The organism is Streptomyces pallidus (ex Mingjun et al. 2026) (genome assembly GCF_051550185.1).
Classification (GTDB): Bacteria; Actinomycetota; Actinomycetes; order Streptomycetales; family Streptomycetaceae; genus Streptomyces.
Genome location: NZ_CP196181.1, coordinates 4,868,874 through 4,890,266, shown reverse-complemented (window position 1 = coordinate 4,890,266; position 21,393 = coordinate 4,868,874). Strand labels below are relative to the sequence as shown.

The 21,393-nt window shown below is 74.7% G+C and carries 18 protein-coding genes, 1 tRNA gene and 2 pseudogenes; 5 read left to right on the top strand and 16 right to left on the bottom strand.

Annotated elements, in window-relative coordinates; all coding sequences use genetic code 11:
• Positions 1–2,429: 2,429 nt before the first annotated feature.
• The gene (locus ACSHWO_RS21620; RefSeq protein ID WP_438319211.1) at positions 2,430–3,920 is read right to left on the bottom strand and encodes a peptidoglycan-binding protein; all 1,491 of its coding nucleotides are present in this window, start codon (positions 3,918–3,920) and stop codon (positions 2,430–2,432) included.
• 579 nt (positions 3,921–4,499) lie between these two features.
• Between ACSHWO_RS21620 and ACSHWO_RS21615 the strand changes: the two genes are divergently transcribed.
• A tRNA-Lys gene (locus ACSHWO_RS21615) sits at positions 4,500–4,573 on the top strand.
• A gap of 119 nt (positions 4,574–4,692) precedes the next feature.
• Here the strand turns inward: ACSHWO_RS21615 and ACSHWO_RS21610 are convergent.
• The 9 genes and pseudogenes from ACSHWO_RS21610 to ACSHWO_RS21570 form a co-directional block, all read right to left on the bottom strand.
• Entirely contained in the window at positions 4,693–5,382 is a 690-nt protein-coding gene (locus tag ACSHWO_RS21610) for a class F sortase (RefSeq protein ID WP_385848698.1), read from the bottom strand.
• A 10-nt stretch (positions 5,383–5,392) separates the two neighbouring features.
• The gene (locus ACSHWO_RS21605; protein WP_438313940.1) at positions 5,393–6,376 is read right to left on the bottom strand and encodes a hypothetical protein; all 984 of its coding nucleotides are present in this window, start codon (positions 6,374–6,376) and stop codon (positions 5,393–5,395) included.
• A gap of 79 nt (positions 6,377–6,455) precedes the next feature.
• Entirely contained in the window at positions 6,456–7,235 is a 780-nt protein-coding gene (locus ACSHWO_RS21600; protein ID WP_385848696.1) for an HAD-IIA family hydrolase, read from the bottom strand.
• 138 nt (positions 7,236–7,373) lie between these two features.
• Positions 7,374–8,048 carry a hypothetical protein gene (locus ACSHWO_RS21595; RefSeq protein WP_438313935.1) on the bottom strand — a complete coding sequence of 225 codons (675 nt, stop codon included), beginning with the start codon at positions 8,046–8,048 and terminating at the stop codon, positions 7,374–7,376.
• Positions 8,049–8,252: 204 nt separating this feature from the next.
• Positions 8,253–8,915 (bottom strand): alkaline phosphatase family protein, encoded by a 663-nt coding sequence (locus ACSHWO_RS21590; RefSeq protein ID WP_438319209.1) that lies wholly within the window; start codon positions 8,913–8,915, stop codon positions 8,253–8,255.
• Positions 8,892–8,993 (bottom strand): annotated as a pseudogene (locus ACSHWO_RS21585) (2-aminoethylphosphonate ABC transporter permease subunit); the annotation flags it as partial. The gene ACSHWO_RS21590 and the pseudogene ACSHWO_RS21585, both read right to left, overlap by 24 nt.
• A 104-nt stretch (positions 8,994–9,097) precedes the next feature.
• Positions 9,098–9,580, bottom strand: a pseudogene (locus ACSHWO_RS21580) (GntR family transcriptional regulator).
• Positions 9,581–9,623: 43 nt separating this feature from the next.
• The gene (locus ACSHWO_RS21575) at positions 9,624–10,364 is read right to left on the bottom strand and encodes a hypothetical protein (protein ID WP_385848693.1); all 741 of its coding nucleotides are present in this window, start codon (positions 10,362–10,364) and stop codon (positions 9,624–9,626) included.
• A 539-nt stretch (positions 10,365–10,903) separates the two neighbouring features.
• Positions 10,904–12,040 (bottom strand): ROK family transcriptional regulator, encoded by a 1,137-nt coding sequence (locus ACSHWO_RS21570; protein WP_438313932.1) that lies wholly within the window; start codon positions 12,038–12,040, stop codon positions 10,904–10,906.
• 56 nt (positions 12,041–12,096) lie between these two features.
• Here ACSHWO_RS21570 and ACSHWO_RS21565 point away from each other — a divergent pair, with 56 nt between their 5' ends.
• Complete coding sequence (locus tag ACSHWO_RS21565) at positions 12,097–13,239, top strand: Gfo/Idh/MocA family oxidoreductase (protein ID WP_438313929.1); 1,143 nt, start codon at positions 12,097–12,099, stop codon at positions 13,237–13,239.
• Between the two features lie 150 nt (positions 13,240–13,389).
• Complete coding sequence (locus ACSHWO_RS21560) at positions 13,390–14,589, top strand: ALF repeat-containing protein (RefSeq protein ID WP_438313926.1); 1,200 nt, start codon at positions 13,390–13,392, stop codon at positions 14,587–14,589.
• Between the two features lie 141 nt (positions 14,590–14,730).
• Here the strand turns inward: ACSHWO_RS21560 and ACSHWO_RS21555 are convergent, their stop codons facing one another.
• The 4 genes from ACSHWO_RS21555 to ACSHWO_RS21540 all read right to left on the bottom strand — a co-directional run bounded on the left by ACSHWO_RS21555 (position 14,731) and on the right by ACSHWO_RS21540 (position 18,018).
• Positions 14,731–15,588 carry a fumarylacetoacetate hydrolase family protein gene (locus ACSHWO_RS21555; RefSeq protein WP_438313923.1) on the bottom strand — a complete coding sequence of 286 codons (858 nt, stop codon included), beginning with the start codon at positions 15,586–15,588 and terminating at the stop codon, positions 14,731–14,733.
• 194 nt (positions 15,589–15,782) lie between these two features.
• Positions 15,783–16,487 carry a YidC/Oxa1 family membrane protein insertase gene (locus tag ACSHWO_RS21550; protein ID WP_438313921.1) on the bottom strand — a complete coding sequence of 235 codons (705 nt, stop codon included), beginning with the start codon at positions 16,485–16,487 and terminating at the stop codon, positions 15,783–15,785.
• 170 nt (positions 16,488–16,657) lie between these two features.
• Entirely contained in the window at positions 16,658–16,936 is a 279-nt protein-coding gene (locus ACSHWO_RS21545) for a DUF6412 domain-containing protein (RefSeq protein WP_438319207.1), read from the bottom strand.
• A gap of 278 nt (positions 16,937–17,214) precedes the next feature.
• The gene (locus ACSHWO_RS21540; protein WP_438319205.1) at positions 17,215–18,018 is read right to left on the bottom strand and encodes a class E sortase; all 804 of its coding nucleotides are present in this window, start codon (positions 18,016–18,018) and stop codon (positions 17,215–17,217) included.
• A gap of 68 nt (positions 18,019–18,086) precedes the next feature.
• Between ACSHWO_RS21540 and ACSHWO_RS21535 the strand changes: the two genes are divergently transcribed.
• Positions 18,087–19,094, top strand: a complete 1,008-nt coding sequence (locus ACSHWO_RS21535) for an SEC-C metal-binding domain-containing protein (protein WP_438313918.1) — start codon at positions 18,087–18,089, stop codon at positions 19,092–19,094.
• A 44-nt stretch (positions 19,095–19,138) separates the two neighbouring features.
• On the opposite strand, the gene ACSHWO_RS21530 is transcribed toward ACSHWO_RS21535, so the two are convergent.
• Both ACSHWO_RS21530 and ACSHWO_RS21525 read right to left on the bottom strand, forming a co-directional pair.
• The gene (locus tag ACSHWO_RS21530; RefSeq protein WP_438313915.1) at positions 19,139–20,134 is read right to left on the bottom strand and encodes a hypothetical protein; all 996 of its coding nucleotides are present in this window, start codon (positions 20,132–20,134) and stop codon (positions 19,139–19,141) included.
• 329 nt (positions 20,135–20,463) lie between these two features.
• Positions 20,464–21,003 (bottom strand): GNAT family N-acetyltransferase, encoded by a 540-nt coding sequence (locus ACSHWO_RS21525; protein WP_438313912.1) that lies wholly within the window; start codon positions 21,001–21,003, stop codon positions 20,464–20,466.
• A 156-nt stretch (positions 21,004–21,159) separates the two neighbouring features.
• Between ACSHWO_RS21525 and ACSHWO_RS21520 the strand changes: the two genes are divergently transcribed.
• On the top strand, positions 21,160–21,339 hold the full coding sequence (locus ACSHWO_RS21520) for a hypothetical protein (protein ID WP_360637662.1): 180 nt from the start codon (positions 21,160–21,162) through the stop codon (positions 21,337–21,339).
• Positions 21,340–21,393 lie beyond the last annotated feature (54 nt).

The window sequence follows — 21,393 nt, the reverse complement described above, 5'->3', positions numbered from 1 at the left end:
GTCGGCGACAGCGGGCGCGCCCTCACGGTCCCCCTGCCGGAGCTCCGGCCCGCGGGTCCCGGGTTCGCCCCGGTCGTCCGCGGCGTCCGCGAGCTGCGGTGCAGGTACGCGGACCAGGGTGTCGGGGTCGTGCACGTCCGAACCCCGGCCCGGCCCGCTGCGGTCGGGGGCTCCGGCCGGCATGGACGGTGGTTCGGCCGCGGCCGCGGGCCCCGGCACGCGCGGTGGTTCGGCCGCGACTCCGGCAGACGGGTTCGGGGGTTCGGGCGCGACCCCGACCGACGCGTGCGATCGCCGGCCGGCGGCTCCGGCCAGTGGGTGCGGTTGTTCGGCCGCCCCGGCGGGAGCATGCGAGGGTTCGGCCGCAGTACCGGCTGACGCCTGCGACGGCTCGGTGGCGGCCCCGGCGGGGGCATACGGCGGCCGGACCGAGGCTCCGGGCTGCGCGTGCGGCAGGTCGGCCGCCACTCCTGCGGGAGCATGCGGTGGTTCGGCCCCCGCTCCGGCGGGCGCGGGCGGCCGTTCGGGCGCCGCCCCGGCGGGCAGGTGGGGGAGCAGGGACGCGATCCCGGCCGACGAGCGAGGCAGTTCAGCCACCCCGCCGGGAACGTGCGACGGCTCGGCCGCAGCTCCGGCTGACCGGTCCGGCCGTCCGGCCTCGAAGCCCACCGACGGGTGCGGCAGTTCGGTGGTAACTCCGGCCACCGCGCGCGGCATGTCGGCCGCCACCCCCGTGGGGGCCTGCGGCGGTCGGGCCGCAGCTCCGGTCGGCGCGTGCGGCAGGTCGGCCGCCGCCCCGCCGGGCAGGTGCGGCGGCATCGCCGTGATCCCGACCGACGGGTCGGGCGGTCCGGCCACCCCGCCGGGAACATGCGACGGCTCGGCCGCAGCTCCGGCTGACCGGTCCGGCTGTCCGGCCTCGATCCCGACCGACGCGTGCGACGACTCGGTGGCGGCTCCGGTCGGCGTGTACGGCGGCTCCGTGACGGCTCCGGTCGGCGTGTACGGCGGGTCGGCCACGGCCCGGGCGGGCGCGTGCGGCGGTTCGGGCGCCGTGGCAACGGGCGCGGTGGGCGGCTGAGCCGTGGTTCCGACCGGCGGGGGCGGCGGGGCGGGGCGGGTTCCGGCCGGCGGGGGCGGTGGTTCGGCTGCTGCCTCGGCGCGGGCCGGCGGCACCTCGCCGCGGGCCGGCGCCGGGCGCCGGTACGAGACCGCCAGCAGCGGCGCCGGAACCCCCACGGCCCAGCCGTGGCGCCCGGGGCCGACCGGAGCCTCGGCCCGGGCCGGGGCCGACTCGGTGGCCTGGTCCGCGGTCTGCGGTGCAGCCCGATGCGCGGACGGCGCAGGGCCGGGCGCGGCAGTGGCGGTGTCCTGGCCCGTCTGACCGCCCGCAGCAGCCACGGTGACGGCGCCCCCGGCGGGGCGGGCCCCACCGGAGCCTTGCCCGTCCGGCCAGAACCCGTATCCGGCCGGGTCTGCCTGCCCCGCGGCCGACGACACGGTCAGCGCCACCCGCCCGATCCGCCCGGCCGGTACGGGCTCCGCGCCGCCGGCGTCGGCGCGCTGCCCGGACGCCGCCGGGCCGGGAACACCGCCGTGCGGCCGGGCCGGGCCCGCGGCGGCCTGCGCCGACACCGCGGCGGCCGGACTGTCGTGGCGGGACCGGTCGGCGTGCCGGGCGACGCCGGCGTACGCACCGTCCGGCGCGGCCACCGCATCCGGCACGGCCGGGGGCCACCCGGTCGGGGTCGCCTGCCCGGCCGCGGTCCGCGCGGCCGTGCCCGCCGAGGCGGAGACGTCGCCCTGCGGCGGAACCTGACCGGCGGTCACGGGCCCGCCCGGCGCGGCGGCGGTCGACCGCACGGCCGAAGCCATCGCGTCGGCGAACCCGTCCGGCGACTCCGCGTTCTCCGGCGCGGCGGCCGCGGCGGGAAGCCCGCCCTGCGGCCGGATCCGAGCGGCGGAGACGGCGGGCCCGCCCACGGCGTCCGCGGCGGCGGCGTGTCGCCCGGACTGACCCGCCGCGGACGGGACGCCGTCCTCCGGCGCATCGGCGGCGCGTACCGCGACGCCGGGCGGATCGGCCGGGCGCAGGACCGCGACCTGCGGCCGGCACTGGGCGGCGGCGGGCGGTGCCTCGGGGTCGCCGGCCGCAGCAGTGGGTTGCTCCGGGAGGTCGGGCACGGCAGCGGTGTCCGGCAGGACGTGGTCCGTGGCGCGGGCCTGGCCGACGCCAGCGACCGGTGCCGGGGCCGACGCCGGTGCCGGGGCCGCCGGGCACGGCGGGGACGCAACGGCCGGGGCCGTGGCCGGCCGCATGAGGAGGAGGGTGCCCGAGGTGTGGGAGGTCGGGGCATGCGGGGAGGCCGGGGGCACGCGGAGGGTGCCCGTGGTGGAGGTGGTGCGGGTGGGGTACATCGTTGCCTCCGTCATGCGAACAGCCGGCGCCAGGTTTCCGGGCCCGGATAACCGTTGGCCGCGGCGCCGCGCCAGCCCTGGGCGCGCTGGAACGCCTCGACGCTGCGGCGGTCGGCCTCGCTCCAGCGGGGTCCCGGACCGGCGGTGTAGTGCTTGCCGAAGCCCTTCTGCACCAGCCGGTGGCCGAGGGCGGCGATCGAGGGGTGGGTGGACCCGGGCCGGAACACCGCCGCACCCGGATAGGCGGGCACACCGGCCGCCACACCGGCCGACACGCCCACGGGCACACCGGCGGGCATGCCGGCGGGCAACGCGGCGGGCACGACCGTCGGCGCCCCGGCCGGCCCCGGGCGGGCCACGGAGCCGGCCGCCCCGGGGCGGGTCGCCGCACCGGGAGCCACCGGACCGGCCGCAGACCCGGGAGCCACCGGACCGGCCGCAGACCCGGCTGCCACCGGACCGGCCGCAGACCCGGGAGCCACCGGACCGGCCGCAGACCCGGGAGCCACCGGACCGGCCGCAGACCCGGGAGCCACCGGACCGGCCGCGACACCGGGCGCGCCGGGGCGGGCCGGGGAGCCGAGCGGGCCGGGGGCGGCTTCCAGCGTCGGGAGGATGTCGTTGCCCTGCCCGTCGACCAGGAGCTGCCAGGTGTGCGGGCCGGGGATGCCGTCCACGTCGGTGCCCGTCCAGCCCTGGGCGATCTGGAAGGCCTGGGTGGCCAGCAGGTCGGAGTCGGACCACTTCGTGCTGGGCCCCTTGGGGTAGAACCGGCGGCCGCCCCGGTCGATCAGCATCCTGCCGAGCTCGGCGACGTACTGGTTGTCGGCGCCCGGGCCGAACATCGCCGCCCCGGGGTAGTCCTTGGACGGGAGCGCCGGCTTGGGATCGGCCCCGGTGTCGGGCCCGGTGGTCCCGCCCGTCACCCCGTTGAACCGGTACGGGACGTACTTCGCCGCGTTGTTCCAGTACCCGTACGGGGTGGCCAGCTTCCGCGTGTGCGGGCGGGTCTGCTCGTAGGCGACGTAGTGGGTGTGGGTGTCGTCGACCCAGCCGCCGAAGAGGGTGACGTGCGAGCCGTTGTTGGGGTCCGCCGGGTTGTGGAAGAGGAGCATGTCGCCCGGCAGCAGCTCCTCTTTCGTGATCTTGGTGGCGAACTTGTCGAGGCTGCCGGTCCACTCGTTCGTACCGAGGTTCCACGCCATGGACACGTAGCCGGAGCAGTCCTGCCGGTAGCCGTCGGCCCAGTAGCTGTACATGCTGTACGGGACCTTCGCCTCCAGCCACAGCTGCGCCCGGTTGATGATCGACGTGCGGTCGATCCGCTTGATCGAGGACGGCGCTCCCGGCGTGCCGCCGGGCTTGACCGGCCCCGGGCGCCCGTGCAGCGGGGACCGGCCGCCCTGCGGCGAGGAGGGACCGTCCCCCTCGCCGCCGTCGGCGCGCGCGGGCTTGCCTCCCTTCGCGGGCTTGCCTCCCTTCGCGGGCTTGCCTCCCTTCACCGGCTCGGTGGGCTTCGCAGGATTGCCCGGCTTGACGGGCTTGCCCGGCTTGGCGCCCTGACCGCTCTCCCCGATCCGTCCGGCCCCCTGGGTCGGCCCGCCGGGCCCGGTGTCCGCGGGGCCCGGGACGGGGTCGGCGGCCGGTGCGTGCGCCACCGCTGCCGGTACCGTCGCGCCGCCGGTCAGGACCACGCCCGCCGCGGTGGCCAGCACCAGCGCACGGCGCGCGCCGTGCGCGGCCGGGTGGCCGCCGTCACGAAACGCTATGGCCCGCGTACGGGAGAGGGAGCGGCGCCGGTGTACACATCCCGGGCAGCCGCAGTCACCTGCGGGCTCGTACTCCTCGAAAACGGGCGTCGGCATCGGCACCTGCGTCGGGGGCTGCTTCGTCATGCGGGTCCGTCCACTCCCCTGCTCGTCCACTTTTCAGGCAGCCGGACATCTGTCGGGGCGTCAGATTCGGCTGCACCCAGACATATCGTGCACGATAAACCCCTCAAACATGGGCTAATCGGACAAGGCGGGCGCGGCTGGTCATGAGTACCCCTGGATGTGGGGTAGAGTTTTCTCTGTCAGCAGGCGCCGCTAGCTCAGTTGGTTAGAGCAGCTGACTCTTAATCAGCGGGTCCGGGGTTCGAGTCCCTGGCGGCGCACCGACAAGAGGAAGCCCCTCGCAGTGAGAACTGCGAGGGGCTTCCTCGTCGTGCGCGTCAGATCGGCCCGGTCCCCCGTCCGGCCCTGCCCGAGGTGCGCCCGGGCGCGCCGACCGGTGTCACACCTTCTCCGGCGTACCCGCGCCGGTACTCGTACCCGCGCCCGTGAGGTAGGCCGAGACGACCACGTTCGCCGTGTACTCCTTGGCCGCCTTGTCGTACGTGCCCCCGCAGGTCACCAGCCGCAGTTCGGGCCGCCCCGCGATCCGTCGGCCGTACGCCTTGTCCGGGTCGAAGCTGCTGCGCTCGTACACCTGGACGTCCTCGATGGTGAACTCGGCGACCGAGCCGTCGGCCCGCACCACCCGTACCCTGCCGCCCGGTAGCGCCGAGCTCAGGCCGTAGAAGACCGCCGGTCTGGACGCGGTGTCCACGTGCCCGACCAGCAGCGCGGCCCCCGCCTCGCCCGGCGTCGTGCCCCCCTGCCACCACCCCACCGTGCCGGGGCTGCCGTACGGGGGCGGGTCGATCGCGCCCCGGGCGTCCAGGCCGCGCGGGACCACCGGGGCCCGGATGCCCAGCGACGGCACCTCGACCCGCACCGGCGGGGCGGCGGCCAGCGGGGCGTGGGCGGCGGGCAGGCCGGGCACCGGGAGCGCGGGCCCGCCCGCCCGGGCGGGCTCCGGCAGCGGCGGCATGCCGGTGATCTCCCGGCCCCACAGCCACAGGCCGAGCACCAGCACCGTCCAGGCGGCGAAGGTCAGCAGTCGCCCGGTCGGGGAGGCTCCCGACTCGTCGGGGCCGGTCACCGGCGGACCCTCACTCGCCGCTGCGACGGCGGCGCAGGGTGAGGGCGCGGCCCGCGACGGCCAGGGTGGCCGCGGCAGCGAGGACGGCGCCGACCACGGTGTGCGGCAGGCCGGGGCCGTCGGCCCCGTGGTTCTTCTTCGCGGCGACGGCGGCAGTCCGCGCCGCGTCCGCCCCGGCCCCGTCGGTCCCGCCGGCCGCGTCGGCCGTCCCGGCCCCGCCCGCCTGCTTCGCCCGTTCCGCGATCCGGGCCGTCTCCGCGAGCTCGGCGGCCATGCCCCCGCCCCCGGCGTGGACCGGCCGGATCGGCGACTCGTGGGGGTCCGGGCGCTCCCGGCCCTCGTCCGGGTCGCCCTGGCCGTGTTCCTTCGACGAGTCCCCGTCGCGTTCCTTCGCGGAGTCCTCGTCGCGCTCCCGCGCCGACTCCTTGTCGTGCTCCTTGCCGGAGTCCTCGCCGCGCCCGCCGGTCGAGTCCTCGCCGCGCCCCCTCGCGGAGTCCTCGCCGCGCTCCCTCGAAGAATCCCTGTCGGGGTCCCGGCCCAGGCCCTTCCCCGGATCCTTCCCGGAGTCCTTCCCGGAGTCCTTCGCCGACTCCTTCCCCTGTGCCTGGCCCCCGCGCCGGCCGACCTCCAGGGAGCCGCGCAGTTCGGAGCCGTCGCACCGCACGCGGACGTCGTACCGGCCCGGCTCGGCCCGCGAGCTGATCATCGTGTCGCCCCGCAGCGTCCCGTCACCGTCCGGGCCGGAGGACAGGTGTGCCTCGGCCACGAAGACGGAGGACCTGGCGGTCGCCCAGCGGGCGTCACAGCCGTGGACCCGCAGCTTGACCTGGGCTCCCGGCTCGGCCCGGTGTGGATCGACCGAGACGCCCCCGCGGTCCTCCTCACCCGCGAAGTAGGCGGTGGGTGCGGATGCGGCGGGGCCGGCGACGGCGGTGAACGCCGCCAGGGCTGTGGCCAGCCCGCCGGCGCGGAGAGCGATCAGAGCACTGCGCATGGTGAACCTCCTCATCAAGGAGGTTCACGCGCGGCGCGGCACTCCGCATCCGGAGCGACACGCCGTTGCGCCGATCGGATCAGACAAAATCGACCAGGTCGGCGATGGAGTCCACCGTCCGGGTCGGGCGGTAGGGGAACTTCTCGGTGTCCTCGGCCGTGGTCAGGCCGGTCAGCACGAGGAAGGTCTGCATGCCCGCCTCCAGCCCGGCCAGGACGTCGGTGTCCATGCGGTCGCCGATCATCGCGCTGCTCTCGGAGTGGGCGCCGATGGCGTTCAGACCCGTCCGCATCATCAGCGGGTTGGGCTTGCCGGCGAAGTACGGCTGCTTGCCGGTCGCCTTGGTGATCAGGGCGGCGACGGCGCCGGTGGCGGGCAGCGGGCCCTCGGTGGAGGGGCCGGTCTCGTCGGGGTTGGTGCAGATGAAGCGGGCACCGGCGTTGATCAGCCGGACCGCCTTCGTCATCGCCTCGAAGCTGTACGTCCGGGTCTCGCCCAGGACGACGTAGTCGGGGTCGTGGTCGGTCAGGATGTAGCCGATGTCGTGCAGGGCGGTGGTCAGGCCCGCCTCGCCGATGACGTACGCCGTGCCGCCCGGGCGCTGGTCGTCGAGGAACTTCGCGGTGGCCAGCGCAGAGGTCCAGATGTTGTCGACGGGGACGTCGAGGCCCATGCGGCTCAGCCGGGCCTGGAGGTCGCGCGGGGTGTAGATCGAGTTGTTGGTCAGCACGAGGAAGGGCTTGCCGGACTCGCGCAGCCGCTTGATGAAGGCATCGGCGCCGGGGATCGGGGTGCCCTCGTGGATGAGGACGCCGTCCATGTCGGTGAGCCAGGATTCGATCGGCTTGCGCTCTGCCACGGGACTGTTCTCCGCTCTCGGTGACCCGTCACCGGTGACGGTGTCCGGTGACCTGAAAGTGTGGTCTCCGCCACCCTATCGGTGCCGGGCCGTGGGCACGGAGGGCGTCCACAGCCCGGGCACCGGGCCCCCGTGGGGTCAGCCGAGCTTGACGTTGTCCACGGGCCGGTACCAGTTGTTGCTGCCGCTGTACCGGAAGCGGACCTGTACGTTGGTGGCGCCGGCCGGGACCTGGAGGGCCAGGTACTCGGCCTCGGCGACCGCGTCGGCGGTGTGGTTCCTGACGAGGGTCGGGGTGCCGCCGTCGTAGGAGAACAGGACCTGCGCGGTCTGGCCGGCCTCGTGGCGGTAGTGGGTCTGGTAGGTGAGGGTGCGCCTGGTGCCGCCGGTCACCGGCCAGGCAGGGGTGACCAGGGTGGAGGCAAAGCTTCCGGTGTGGGTCCCGTCGTCCCACTCGTCGGAGTCGGCGACCGCGAAGACGTCACGGGAGCGCACGTTCAGCTCGCGCCACTGGTCGCGCTGGGACCGGGTCCAGAACTCGTCGGTGGCGAAGGCCCATCCGGCCCACTCGGTGACACCGCCCGCGCCCGTCCGGGAGTTGCCGACGGACCAGCCGGCCGGCGGGGTGTGCGTGAAGCCCTTCACGGCCGCCGGGATGCCCGTCTCGTCCACGCGGGCCTGGAGGTTGGGGCGCAGGGTGTCGAACGGGTCGTCGTCCGGGGCGGAGAGCGGGACCCCGTCGACGGCGGTGCCGGCGCCGACGTGGGCGAGCGCGGTCGCCGCGACGTCGACGGGCTTGACGTCGTCGCGCACCGAACCGGCGGGGATGCCCGCGCCCTTGGCGATGACGAAGGTGCCGCGCTCGGCTGCGGTGGAGCCGCCGTGGCCGCCGGTGCCGGTGTGGCCGTGGTCGGTGGTGACCAGGATCTTCCAGTTCTCCCGGGCGTGGGCGGGGCGGGCGGCGACCGCGTTCAGCAGCTGGCCGACGAGGACGTCGACGCGGGCGACGGCGTCGAGCTACTGCTGGCTGGCGGCGCCGTAGGAGTGCCCGGCGGAGTCGACCTGGCCGAGGTAGCCGAAGGCGGCGTCCGGGTTCTGGTCGCGGAGTTCGGCCGCGGCCGCGGCGGCGATCCTCGGGTCCTCGTTGGTGTAGCCGTCGCGGTCGCCCTTGAGGCTGAGGCGCTTGTCGACCTTGGCGGAGAAGACCGGGCCGTTCTGGTCGGTGGAGGTGATGGGCTCCCAGTCGGCGGCCGCGTAGGTGTTGAGCGAGGGCTTGGTGTTCTCGATGCGGGTGAGGGGGTCGGGGTGAGCCGCGTAGTTCTTGCCGGTGAAGGAGTTGTCCTTCACGCCGTGCTCGTCGGGCCAGACGCCGGTGGCGATGGTGGACCAGCCGGGGCTGGAGGAGGTGGCGGCCATCGGGCCGGCGTACAGGGTGCTGCGGGCGGTCAGAGCCTGGGCCGTCAGGCCGTTCAGGTGCGGTGCGTCGGCGGCCTTGACGCGGTCGAGGACCCCGCCGTCCAGGCCGATGACGAGGACCTTGCCGGTGGTCGCGGCGGTCACGGCCGACGCGGTGTGCCCGCCGGGGGCGGTGGCGAGCAGGACGGTGGCCGTAGCGGTCGCAGCCGTGGCGAAGGCGCGTCCGGGCAGGACAGTGGGCACGTCGAACTCGTTGAGGCACATGACCAGGACCAGGCTGCCGCCGGCGGCGAGCGCCGGCAGGGCCTCGGGCAGGATCACCCGGCGGACGATCCGGGCGGGCATGGACCTCCGGGGTCCCCTTACCAACGAAACCGTGAACACCCCCGGCCATGTGGACCAGACCCGTTACTTTCCCGTGACCGAAGGCGGGCACCTGCCTCCCCTCAAGCGCGCAGACGCGTCGTGAAACTGAACCGGTCACCGCGGTAGAGCGAACGCACCCGCTCCAACGGCCGCCCGTCCTGGTCCCTGGAGAACCGGTGGATCAGCAGCATCGGCAGCGCGGGCGGCGTACCGATCAACAGCGCCTCGCGCGGCGTGGCGAGCACCGTCTCCACCTTCTCCTCGGCGTCCCCGAAGGCGATCCCGCCGACGAGTCCGGTCGGAAATCACTGTCCAGCCGCGGCGCCGATACCGGGAGCCAGATCGGGAGGACAGGCGAACTGTTCGAGCCCGATCAGGTTTCGGCCGGGCCTCCGGCCCTGACGCCGTACGCCCTTGGTGTAACTCGCCAACGACAGCGGCTGTTCGAGCTTGGGCCCGGCCACGACGGTCCCGCGGCCGGAGCGCCGGATCCGCCCCTTGGGGATGCGGCCGTGCTCCGGAATACCGGAACGCACGGGCGAGCCAGGACGGTGTTCTTCCACCCTCGGACTGTACGCAACCGGAGTGTCCGCACCCGCCCACCCCTCACGCGGCCCCCCTCACCCTCCTCAACCGACGCCCGGCGAACACCAACCCCCCGCCCAACACCACCGCCGCAACAGCCACCGCACCCCCGTACACCCGCTCCCCGCTGTCCGCGAGGGCCCCGGCCTCCACCGCCTCACCGTGCGGCCGCTCGACGGAGAACCGGTACCCGCCGGCCTCACCGACCCAGTCGCCGTCATCGGCCCGACGCTGCACGAGGGCCGCGTCGACCACCACCTCCCCGGCAGGGGCGTCCGGCGCGAACTCCAGGTACACCCGCACGGTCAGCGACCCGCCGCCCCCCACGGCGAACCCGGGAAACGCGGACCCGCCGTCGAAAACGGCAATGATCTCGTCCCGGTCGCTCCGCTCCAGACTCACCGGGAACGTCCCGCCGGGAGCCTCGAACTCCATCCGCAGGTGCTCCGGACGCAGCACCCGCGCCTCGTCCGTGAACACCACCACGGGATGGATGGCGGTGCACTCACCACCAGTGGTGTTCGTCAGATCGAGGAACCAACTCTGCGCCCCGCCGCCGGTCCGGTACACGGCCGGACCACCACGGATCCGGGCCCCGATCGGAAAGGCGCTGCTCTTCCCGTCCCCACACGTCGCATGAGCCCGCGACGGCAGCGCGGGCGCGGGCCGGGCACCACCACCGGTACCGACGTCGGCACCCGCGGTCGGTGCGGCGACGGCAACCAGGGCGGCGGAGAGAGCAAGGACTTTGCGCAGTCGCATGGCAGACCTCTTCCGCATGGCAGACCTTCGCTTCGCTGCTCGCCGGACGGACTGACGGTCGGACGAGGCGACAATCACCACGGCCTGCCCGCACCCTGCCACGCGCGCGCGACACCCCCGCCCCAGCCGCGCCCGAGTCCGACCCGATTACGCCTGATCGGCCCAGACACCCACGACAGCCGCGCCGGCCCCGCCTCCCCCTCCCCCGGCGAAGCCCCGGGAGCGGGTCCCCCACCAGCGGCAACCCGCCCGTCGCGCCTCCGACGGGGCCGCATCCGACTCGTGTGCTCCGGCCCGTTCCTCCGGTGTTTCCCGGCAGCTCTTCGGCATTCCGGGGTGGGCCGGTCGGTCAAGGGGGGCCGAAGGCCCTCGCGCAGCGACGCGACGCAGGAGCGCCCTTGAGGGACCGGCCCACCCCGGAAGGACGATGGGCGGCCGGGAAACACCCCGCGGCTTCGGCACCCCGACCAAGGGGACCCCGGCCACCGCGCCCCCTTATGCAGCCACCCTCCCACCCGCGGTCCCCCACCCCTCAGCCCTCACCCCCACGCCCCCACACGCACCCCACCCCCGAAGAACGGCGCCAACGCCAGCTCCGCCGCGCCCTCGGCCACACCGCCCGCGGCTACGCCGACCTCCGGTGCGGTGCCGCCGAGGCTGCGCACCTGGAGGACCCGGCGGACTCCCGCCGTGAACACCTCCGGGGCGGAATCCACCACGCGTCCCCCGAGCCACACCCGGTCCGCGTCGAGCAGCGCCACCACGTTGGCGGCACCCTCGCCCAGGATCCGGGCCGCCCCCGGCAGGTCCCCGCGGGCCACCGCGGCCAGGCACAGCACCTCGGCGCAGCCCCTCCCCCCGCACCGGCAGGGCGGCCCGTCCAGGCTCAGCACCTGGTGCCCGAACTCCCCCGCCGCCGAGCGCGCCCCGCGGTACACCTCGCCGTCGAGCCGCAGCCCCGCGCCGAGGCCGCTGCCCAGATGCAGGTACAGGGAGGCCCCGGAGCCGGCGTTGCCCAGCCCCGGACCCGCCCCCGCAGCTCCCGCGTTGGTGTCCTTGTCCACCACCACCGGCGGCGCGTCGGGCCCCAGCCCGTCCACCACCGCCCGGCGCAGCGGGAACCCCTCCCACTCCGGATGTCCGGTCACCCGTCCCATGACCCCGGCCCGCCAGTCCAGCGGCCCCGGCGCGGCGACCCCCACCCCGAGCAGCTCCGGCAGCCGGCCGCGCACCAGCCCGACCGCCCGCACGACCGCCTCCACCACCGCATCCGGACCGGCCCCGAAGTCCAGGGGGCCACTGCACCGGTCCACGACCCGGCCCGCCAGGTCGACCCGTACCGCCCGCAGCTCATCGCGGTCCGCGTGCACGCCCACCGCGTACCGGGCCCCTGCCGCCAGCCGCAGCAGGGTCCGCGGTTTGCCGCCGGTGGACGCGCCCCGGCCGGCCTCGGCGACGAGTCCCTCGGCCCGCAGCCGCGCCGTGATCTTGCTGACGGCCTGCGGGGTGAGTCCCGTACGGGCGGCGAGGTCGGCGCGCCCGAGGCCCGCGGCCCCGGCTCCGCGCAACAGGGCGAGCACGAGGGCATCGTTGTGCCCGCGCAGGGCGGGCAGGTTCACGCCGCCGGCGCCGACCCGAGCCGTACCCCCGCCACCCGACTCCCACTCAGATTCCACCCACCCATTCTCCCCCGTCCTTGCACTTAAGCAACACTGTTGCCAAAGTTATCCCCATGAACCCCACACCCCCCACACCCCCCACACCCCCCAAGCCCACCCCCACCCACGCCCACACCCCCGCCCACCCCCTCCGCGTAGCCGTGATCGGCTACGGCCTCGCCGGATCGGTCTTCCACGCCCCCCTGGTCGCCGCCGCCGACGGCCTCGTCCTCGACACCGTCGTCACCTCCGACCCCGGCCGCCAGGCCCAGGCCCGCGAGGCCTACCCGGACGTCCGCATCACCGCGTCACCGGAAGACGTGTGGGTCCGGGACCCGGAGGTCGCCCTGGACCTGGTCGTCATCGCCTCCCCGAACAAGACGCACGTCCCCCTGGCCACGGCCGCCCTGAAGGCCGGCATCCCGGTCGTCGTGGACAAGCCCCTCGCCGCGACCGCCGCCGAGGCCCGCGAGCTCGCGGAGCTCGCCGACCGGACCGGAACGTTCCTCTCGGTCTTCCAGAACCGCCGCTGGGACAACGACTTCCTCACCCTCCGCCGCCTCCTCTCCGCCGGCGAACTCGGCGACGTCCAGCGCTTCGAGTCCCGCTTCGAGCGGTGGCGCCCGCAGCTCAAGGGCGGCTGGCGCGAGTCCGGCGCCCCTGAGGAGATCGGCGGCCTGCTGTACGACCTCGGCAGCCACGTCGTGGACCAGGCGCTCGTGCTCTTCGGCCCTGCCGTACGCGTGTACGCGGAGACCGACGTGCGCCGCCCGGGCGCCGAGACGGACGACGACACCTTCATCGCCATCACGCACGCGAACGGCGTCCGCTCCCACCTCTACGTCAGCGCCACCACCGCCCAGCTCGGCCCCCGCTTCCGCGTCCTCGGCTCCCGCGCCGGCTACGTGAAGTACGGCCTCGACCCGCAGGAGGCCGCGCTGCGCGAGGGGCACCGGCCGGGCGGCGACGGCACGCCGTGGGGCGAGGAGCCGGAGCACATGTGGGGCCGCCTGGGCTCCGGCGAGTCCCCGCTGACGGGCGGCGGGACCCCCGTACCCACCCAGCCGGGCGACTACCCGGCTTACTACGCGGCCGTGGCGGCCGCACTGCGCGGCGGCGGGCAGGCTCCGGTCACCGCGCACGAGGCGGCGCAGTGCCTGGCAGTGCTGGAGGCCGCACGCGTCTCGTCCCGCGACGGCGTCACCGTCGACCTCTGAGAAAAACCCAGCCGGCCGGCCCATCGTCGTCTCCGAGCCACAGGACGGTAATAGAAACGGCTCACAGCCACGACACCCGGAACAAACGATCTATCCTTCACAATCTGACGATCAGCACACTCGTTCGCTCGTGAAGGATGGACCCGCCTCGTGAAGCTGCTCCGGATCGCCTCGGCCGTCGTCACGGCCGCGATCGCCCCGGCCGTCCTGCTGGCCTCGCCGGCCTTCGCCGCCGAAGCCTTCACCGCCGTGGCGGTCGGCAAGCCGGCAGCCGCTCAGGCCGTCCTCGACAAGGACCCCGTCGGCGGGAGCGGGCAGCAGCAGGACAAGCCGGGTGAGGACCCGCAGGCCGCCAAGGACCGGGCCGCCATCCAGGCGATCCTGGCCGACCCGGCGACCGGGCCGGGTGTCCGCGAGGCAGCCGAGAAGGCACTCAAGGGGACGGCCGAGGACATGCGGAAGTTCCTCGACGTCGAGTGGGCCAAGCAGCAGCTGTCGGACGACCGCGTACTGGTCGCCCGTATCACCGAGGCCGGCGGTCCGGCCGTACGGAAGGCCGGCGACGCCGCCATGGCCATCGGCACGCGCGAGGCGCTCACCGAGTTCCTGCGCAACGGTCAGCACGTCGCCCGCTTCGAGGACGACAAGGCGGAGCTGGCGCGCATGCTCCCCGGCGCCGGCAAGGCGGTCACGGAGGCGGTGAACAAGCTGCTGAGCAGCGGCACGCGCGACGAGGTGCGCGAGTTCGTCCAGAACGGGCAGCACAAGGCCCGCGCCGAGGACGACCGGGTCGCACTGCTCGGCATGTTGAAGGACGCCGGGCCGGGCCTCAAGGAAGGGATCACCAAGCTCCTGGAGAAGAACCCGACCCCCGCCGAGCTGCGTACGTTCGTGACGACGACGCAGCACGAGCTGCGCGACAACGACAACTCCGCCCTCATCTCGGCCATGCTGAAGGGCGCCGGACCGGAGCTGAAGAAGGCCGCTCTCGCCGCCCTCAAGGGAACGCCCGCCGACCGCGTCGAGTTCCTCAAGAACGGTCAGCACGCCGCGCGCGCCAAGGACAAGGCGGGCGACCAGGGCGGCAAGGACGAGGGCGAGGGCGGCGACAAGAGCGGCAGCAAGGACTCCGCCGCCAAGTCCGCCTCGGACAACGGCTCCGCTTCCGGCACCGGCACCGGCGCCGGAAGCAGCACCAAGGCGACCCCGCCCGGCAGCTCCGGCCCACTGGCCAGCACGGGCGCCAACGCGCAGCTCGCCGTGGCGGCGGGCGCGGGCGCAGCCGCCCTGGGTGCGGGCGCGGGCCTGCTCTACGCGGGCCACCGCCGGCGCATGGCGACCAAGCGCTGACCAACGACACGGCCGCAGCGGGGTGGACGGCACAAGCCCACCCACCCCCTGCGGCCGAACCCAAAGCAACCGGGCCAGCACCAGCACCAGCACCAGCACCAGCACCAGCACCAGCACCAGCACCAGCACCAGCACCAAACGCTAGGCGCTCTTGAACACCTGCCGCTGCCGCCCCAGCAGCCCGATCTCCAGCTCCACGACATCACCGGCCCGCAGGTACGGCTTCGGCTCCGGCTGACCCATGGCGACACCGGCCGGCGTACCGGTGACGATGACGTCGCCGGGGTAGAGGGTCATGAGCTGGCTCAGGTAGCGCACGACCTCGCCGACGGGGAAGATCTGGTCGGCCGTGTTGCCGTCCTGCTTGAGCTCCCCGTTGACCCACAGCCTGACGTCCAGCGCCTGCGGGTCCTGGATCTCGTCGGCGGTCACCAGCCACGGGCCGAGCGGGGTGAAGGTCTCGCAGTTCTTGCCCTTGTCCCAGGTGCCGCCGCGCTCGATCTGGAACTCCCGCTCCGAGACGTCGTTCACCAGCACGTACCCGCCCACGTGGGCGAGTGCCTCCTCGGCGGAGGCCAGGTAGCGGGCCGTGCTGCCGATGACGACGCCGAGCTCGGCCTCCCAGTCGGTCTTCACGCTGCCGCGCGGGATCAGGACGGTGTCATCCGGCCCGACCACCGTGTCCGCGGCCTTGAGGAACAGGATCGGCTCGGCGGGCGGCTCGGCACCGATCTCGGCGGCGTGCTCGAAGTAGTTCAGCCCGATGCCCACGACCTTGCCGATGCGGCCGACCGGCGCACCGATCCGCAGCCCCTCCGCCTCCAGGACCGGGAGCGCCCCGGACGCCGCAGCCTCCCGGACCCGGGACAGCACGGGGTCGTCGGCGAGCAGGGCGCCGTCCACCTCCGTGACCAGGCCGGACAGATCGCGCAGCGACCCGGCCTCGTCGAGCAGTGCGGGGCGCTCCGCCCCGACCGGTCCGACTCGCAGCAGCTTCATGGGCATTCTCCCGTGGTCGAGGGTGGTCGGCCCACGGGCGTGCCCCGGGCCGGACGATGGGTGCGGCCATCGGAGGATTGGCTGATCCTCCAAGACCCTCGAACAATCCGCAAGACCCTGTTCACAGGCTGGAACACCCGGCCGGAACCATCCCCCCGGGGCCACGCGCCCCGGGGACCACACTCCGCGGCGCCCTACGCCCCGCCCACCACCTCGCGCCGCTCCTTGCGGTACCGGAGCCACGCCTGCTCGGCCACCGACCAGGCGGTGGTGGTCGCGAGGTACAGCCCGGCGGCCAGCGGCACCACGGCGGCGGTGATCAGCGTCCCGAACGACAGCAGCGGCAGTACGCCGCCCACCCGACGCAACATCTCCCGTTGCTGCGCACTCAGCTCAACCCCCGCCGCCGAACCGGCACGGGCACCAGCACCCGGACCGGAAGCAGCAGAGGCGGAGGCGGAAGCAGAAGTAGAGGCAGCGGCAGAAGCACCCCCCACCAACGCAGCCGTCCGCCGCGCCCGCACCGCACTCAACGCGGCCACCACGGCTATGACCGCGAACAGCGCCAGGAACACCAGTCCCTGCGCCCCGAGCACGCCCCCGGCTCCGAGCGCGTCACCCCACCGCGCGCTCAGCGGGGCCGCGAACAGCCGGTGGTCCAGCAGCTCACCGGGCGTGGTGAAGGCCCGGTACATGAGGATGAACACCGGCGCCTGCAACAGCATCGGCAAGCATCCGGCCACGGGCGTGGCGCCCTTGAAGGCGGCACGGTTCAGCGGGTGCAGGGCGAGCCGTACGAGCACGGTGAACAGCACGATCGCCGCAGCGGTCGCGGACCCGGACAGTGCCGGCTCCAGGAGCCGGCCCAGCTCGACAACAAGATCAGCGAAAACGGACACGCGGGCCCTCCGAGGGGTCTCGTCGAACGTCGAAAAACAGGCATGCATTTCGGCGCGACGACCCGCGAGGGACGCACGGCAAAGCCCGACCCGCGCCCGACACGGCAGGCAGCACGGGCAACGTGGGCGGAGTAGAAAGCAGAAAGGGTAGGCAGCGGCGCTGCGCGTCCCTACGCGGCCGTCAGGACGAGACGGCCGGGCGCCCTGGGCCGTGACCGGCCCGAGGCGTCGGGATCACGCTGTGGCAGGAACGCCGTACGACGCTCGCGATCACGGATCGCGGTACGTATGCGGTGCGGCGGCACGGGCCGCACGAGACGCGCCACCAGGGCCGCAACCCCTACGGTGACGGCGGCGGCGGTGGCGGCGAGGGCGACCATGACGGCGCCCGGCCCGTTCTCCCCGGCGAACAGCCACAGGGCTCCCGCGAGCAGCAGCAGCGGCGCCAGCCGCGAAGCGGCGGCCCCGACGAGAGAGCCGGACCATCGAGCCCCGAGAGACGGGAAAGACCGGGAAGACCAGGGAGACCGGGAAGACCGCAGATGCCTGGAAACCCGGAAAGACCGCAAGGACACCCGGCGCTCGCCACCTTGCTCGTCCACGACCCGACCCACCCCCTCTCGCCTTCCCGCGGTCGCTCACCTCCACGACCCGCGCACACGCGCACGCACGCACGCACCCCGATACTAACCGCCCCCACCGACAACACCCCCGCCGGCCAGGCCACTTAACGGACCAGCGTCCCCCACACCACGAGCCGGTACTTGGAGGAGAACTCGGGCGTGCAGGTGGTGAGCGTGATGTAGGCCCCGGGTTCGCCGAACCCGAACTCCGGCCTGACCGTGCTCCGCGGTACTGGTGCGATCACCCCGACGTCGCGCTCGCTCGTCTCGGCCAGCGTCCTGCGCACGGTGTACGTGAACGTGCGCCCCCGCACCTCGACGACCAACTCGTCCCCGACCCGCAGCCGGTTGATGTACCGGAACGGTTCCCCGTGGGTGTTGCGGTGCCCGGCCAGCGCGAAGTTGCCCTCCGCGCCCGGCTGGGCGGTCCCGGGGTAGTGACCGGCGTACCCCTTGTCGAGCACGGACCGCTTGTCGACCCCCTGCGCAATCGGCGCGACGACACCGAGCCGGGGAATCCGCAGCACACCGTACGCAGAGACCGGCCCCGACCCCCCACCACCCGCCGACGAACCCGATGCAGCCGGCACAGGCAAAGGCACAGGTTCCGGCGCAGGCGCAGGCGTAGCCGCAGGCGCGGGCGAGGAACCTCCGAGCTCCCCAGGGGCGGGACCGGGCCCACCCCCGATCCCGCCCCACCCCCTCTCCAGCGCCGCGACCTGCCGCTGGGCCGAGGCGGCGACCAGCCGGTTGGTCCACCACACCTGGTGCACGACGAACAGCAGCACCACCACACCCACCGTGACGGTCAGTTCGGCGGCCACCCACAACAAGCCACGCACCCCGCGCAACCCCCGCAAACCGGCCCGGGAGGACCCCGCTCCGCGGCCGTGCACCACCACACGCATGTGATCCCGCACGGGGCGCACCTTAAGACCTCCCCCGCCAACAGACCAGCGGCAGTACGGTGTGAACCATGCGCCCCGACACGCCTGCCGAGCACATCGCCGAAGCCGAGCGCCTGATCCGCACGGCGACCCGCTACCCCGAGGACCAGGAGCCGCTGCTGCTCCAGGCCGCGGCCCATCTCGAACTGGCCGACGCACGAGAGCGGGCGAGCGCGCTCTACGACCAACTCCTCGCCGGCAAACCGGCCAACGTCCACCTGATCAAGGCGTTGCAGGCCGCGAACCTGTGGGAGTACGGGCACGAGCCCGAGGCCCGCGCCCTCATCCAGGGCATCCGGGCCGCAGCCCCCTCGGACCCCGCCCCATGGGAGGTCATCGCGGAGGCCCTGGAGGCCCACGACGAGCTCGCCGACTCGCAGGAGTGCTTCACCCAGGCGGCCACCCTCCTCATCTCGGACGCCGCACCGCTGACCCCGGCCACCACCGCGCTCCTCACGGGCCGCCACCGGGTACGCCGCCTGCTGGGGCTCCCGCACGACGACTGGGACATGGTCGCCGACACCCGTCACACCGGCCCGATCCCGCTGGACGAGCTGCACGACCCGAAGCGCATCTGGGCCCTGGGCTCCGACGACCCGGCCGAGCTCCGGGCCGAGATCGCCCGGCTCCGCGCGGAGCTGGGCGACCGACGCGCCGCCCTGTCCCGCCCCTTCCCGGTGGCGATCCTGCACTGGCCGCAGCGGGAGCTGGCCGAGCTCCTGACGAGCTACCCGACCCTGGCGGCGGAGTACCCCTCGCACGAGGCACACCTCGCCCAGATCGAGACGTCGCTGCGCGCCCTGGCCGCCTCGGGCACGACCAACCTCGGCATCGTCACCGCCAGCGTCCCCTCGTACGAGGCGTTCGCCGCGTCGGAGAAGACCTCCCCGGCGTCCCCGTCCCTCCTCCCGGAGTACGCGACGACCCTGGCCGCCCGCGGCAAGGCCACACCGTGGCCCCCGTCCCCGAACGCCCCCTGCTGGTGCACCTCGACCAAGCCCTACGCGGAGTGCCACGGCCGACCGGCCGCGGCGTGACCCCGGCCGCGGTGGCCCCTACCTGCTCAGCCCGCTCAGCTTGCTCAGCAGCGGAGCGGCAGTTCGAGTTGTTGGTGGCCGCGGGCCACCGCCCTCGGCGGGGTGGGGCGGGTGGAAGTGAGGGTCAGGAGGGCGCGGAGGGCCCTGGTGACCTCGTCGGGGGTGTCGCGGATCATCGACGGGGTCGCGCTGACCACCAGGATGCCGTGGGCCTCCAGGCGGAGCCGGCGGCGGAGGGTGGCCTGCCAGGCGTCGCGGGTGTAGTGGTACTCGGCCGAGTCGATCTCCAGGGCGACGCCCTCGTCGGGCCAGTACGCGTCGGGGCTGGCCAGGAAGGCGCCGTCCGGGGTGTAGAGGCGGGCGTTCCACAGGGGGGTCGGGAGGTCCGTCGCGGTGAGGGCGTCGCGGGCACGGGCCTCGGCCGGGGAGCGGACCCCGGCCACGAGTTCCGCGGCCGCGGCGCGGATGGCCGGGCGGCGCAGGAGGCGGGCGGTGCGGAGTTCGGCGTACAGGTCGTGCGGGTGGCACCAGCCGGACTGGACGACGTGGGCCAGGATCGCGCGGACCCGGTCGGGGTCGGTGGCGCGCGAGGCGAAGTCGGCCGCCGCGCGGACGGGGCGGGTGGAGGGGATGCCCGCCACCGTGATCGTCCGGGGCCAACGGGTCGTCGGTACGGGCCGCACCTCGGCGGTGGCGGCCGGCTTGCGCGGGGCGCGGACCAGGACGTCGGCCGGGGTCCAGGGGGCGTCGCGGATGCCGAGCAGGGCCAGGGCGGCGCCGCCGGTGAGGGCGGCCGTCGCGCCGGAGAGCGGGTCCGCGGCGGGCTCGGCGGCGTACAGGACGGCGGCGAGGGCGCGCTGGCGGTGGTCAGGGGGGCCGGTCTGGAGGAGGTACACGCGCGGCAGTAACCGCTGCCAGGGGCCTCCGGGGCGGGTGCGGGAGGTGACGGTGCCGTCCGGGACGCCGGAGGCGGTGAGCTGGTGGCGGGTGGCGAGGTTGAGCTGCCTGCGGAACCGGGGCGGGGGCTTCGGTGTGATCATGCCGGCGGTATGCCCGCCCCACAGCCCCGGGACCCCTGACCGACCCCTCTGCCCCTCCCCGGCTCGCCCGGCCCCGCCCCAACCGGCCCGACGCAGTTCAGCCCGGCCCGGCGTGCCGAAGGCCGACCGGCCCCGCCAGGCCCGTCCCCGCCGGGCCGCCGCAACCCGGCGAGCTGCGCCCCGGGCCACTGCGACCCCGGGCGCAGCTCGCCGCGGCCACGCCCGACCCGACGAGCCCCACCCTGCCCAGACCGGCCTACCCTGGCCCGACGCGGCCAGCCCCACGCGGCCGGCCCCGGTCAGCCGGCCCCGGTCAGCGTCCCGGCCGGTCAGCGGCCCGGGTGGTCCGGGGAGAGGAAGACGATCACAGCGGTGGTGTGGGCGGTCGGCAGGGCGGGGACCTCGTGCCAGCCCAGGCGGCGGTAGGTGGCCACCGTGTCCGCCGCCAGGCGGGAGGTCAGCAGCCACGCCCGCCGGTCCGGCGCGTCGGCGGTGACCTCGGCGAGCAGGGCCCGGCCGGTGCCGCGGCCGCGCGCGTACGGGCGTACGGCGAGCTCGTCGATCTCCAACGCACCCGCGAGGAGGTCCCGCACCCGGTCCGGGCCGAGCTGTGCGGCGACCTGGGCGTATCCGCGGTCGGAGGGGAAGTCGGCCGGGGTGAGCCGGGCCGTGGCGAAGCCGTCGACGCCCACGGCGGACTGGGCGATCGCCGTGCGGAAGCCGGGGCGCCGGCTGTCGGACTGCAGCCGGGCCGCGAACTGGCGAATGGTTTCCGCACCCTCGTTCCACGGCGGTGCCGAGAACACCTCGGCGTAGGCGTCGACGAGTTCGTCCGCGAGGTCGAGGACGGCAGCTCCGTAGCAGATCACGATGTCCGCACCTCTCTCTTCGTCCCGATTGGGGTGGGACGGCGACTGTATGCCCGTCCGGGACCGCAGGGCGCGTACCGCACGGATCCGGCGAGTGTGCGACAAATCCCTCCCCCGCGCGCGTGTCGCGGACCGTGCAGCCGCGTTGAGCAGCCCGTGGACAGACTGCTTCGGGCGGCCGGCCGGTGCGCCCTCGCCTTCCTCCTCGTTCTGGGTGTGGTCGCACTGCTGCCGCGTGCCGTGCAGGAGGCCGTACCGGATGCGGTGATCGGCGGGGCCGTGCTCGTGCTCGGGGCGCTGGCTGCCGCCCGCCGGGTACCGAAGCGGCCGCGTTAGCCTCGTAGACGGGCTCGCCGCGCGTACGTACGCGTGCGTACGGGGGCCCTGCGG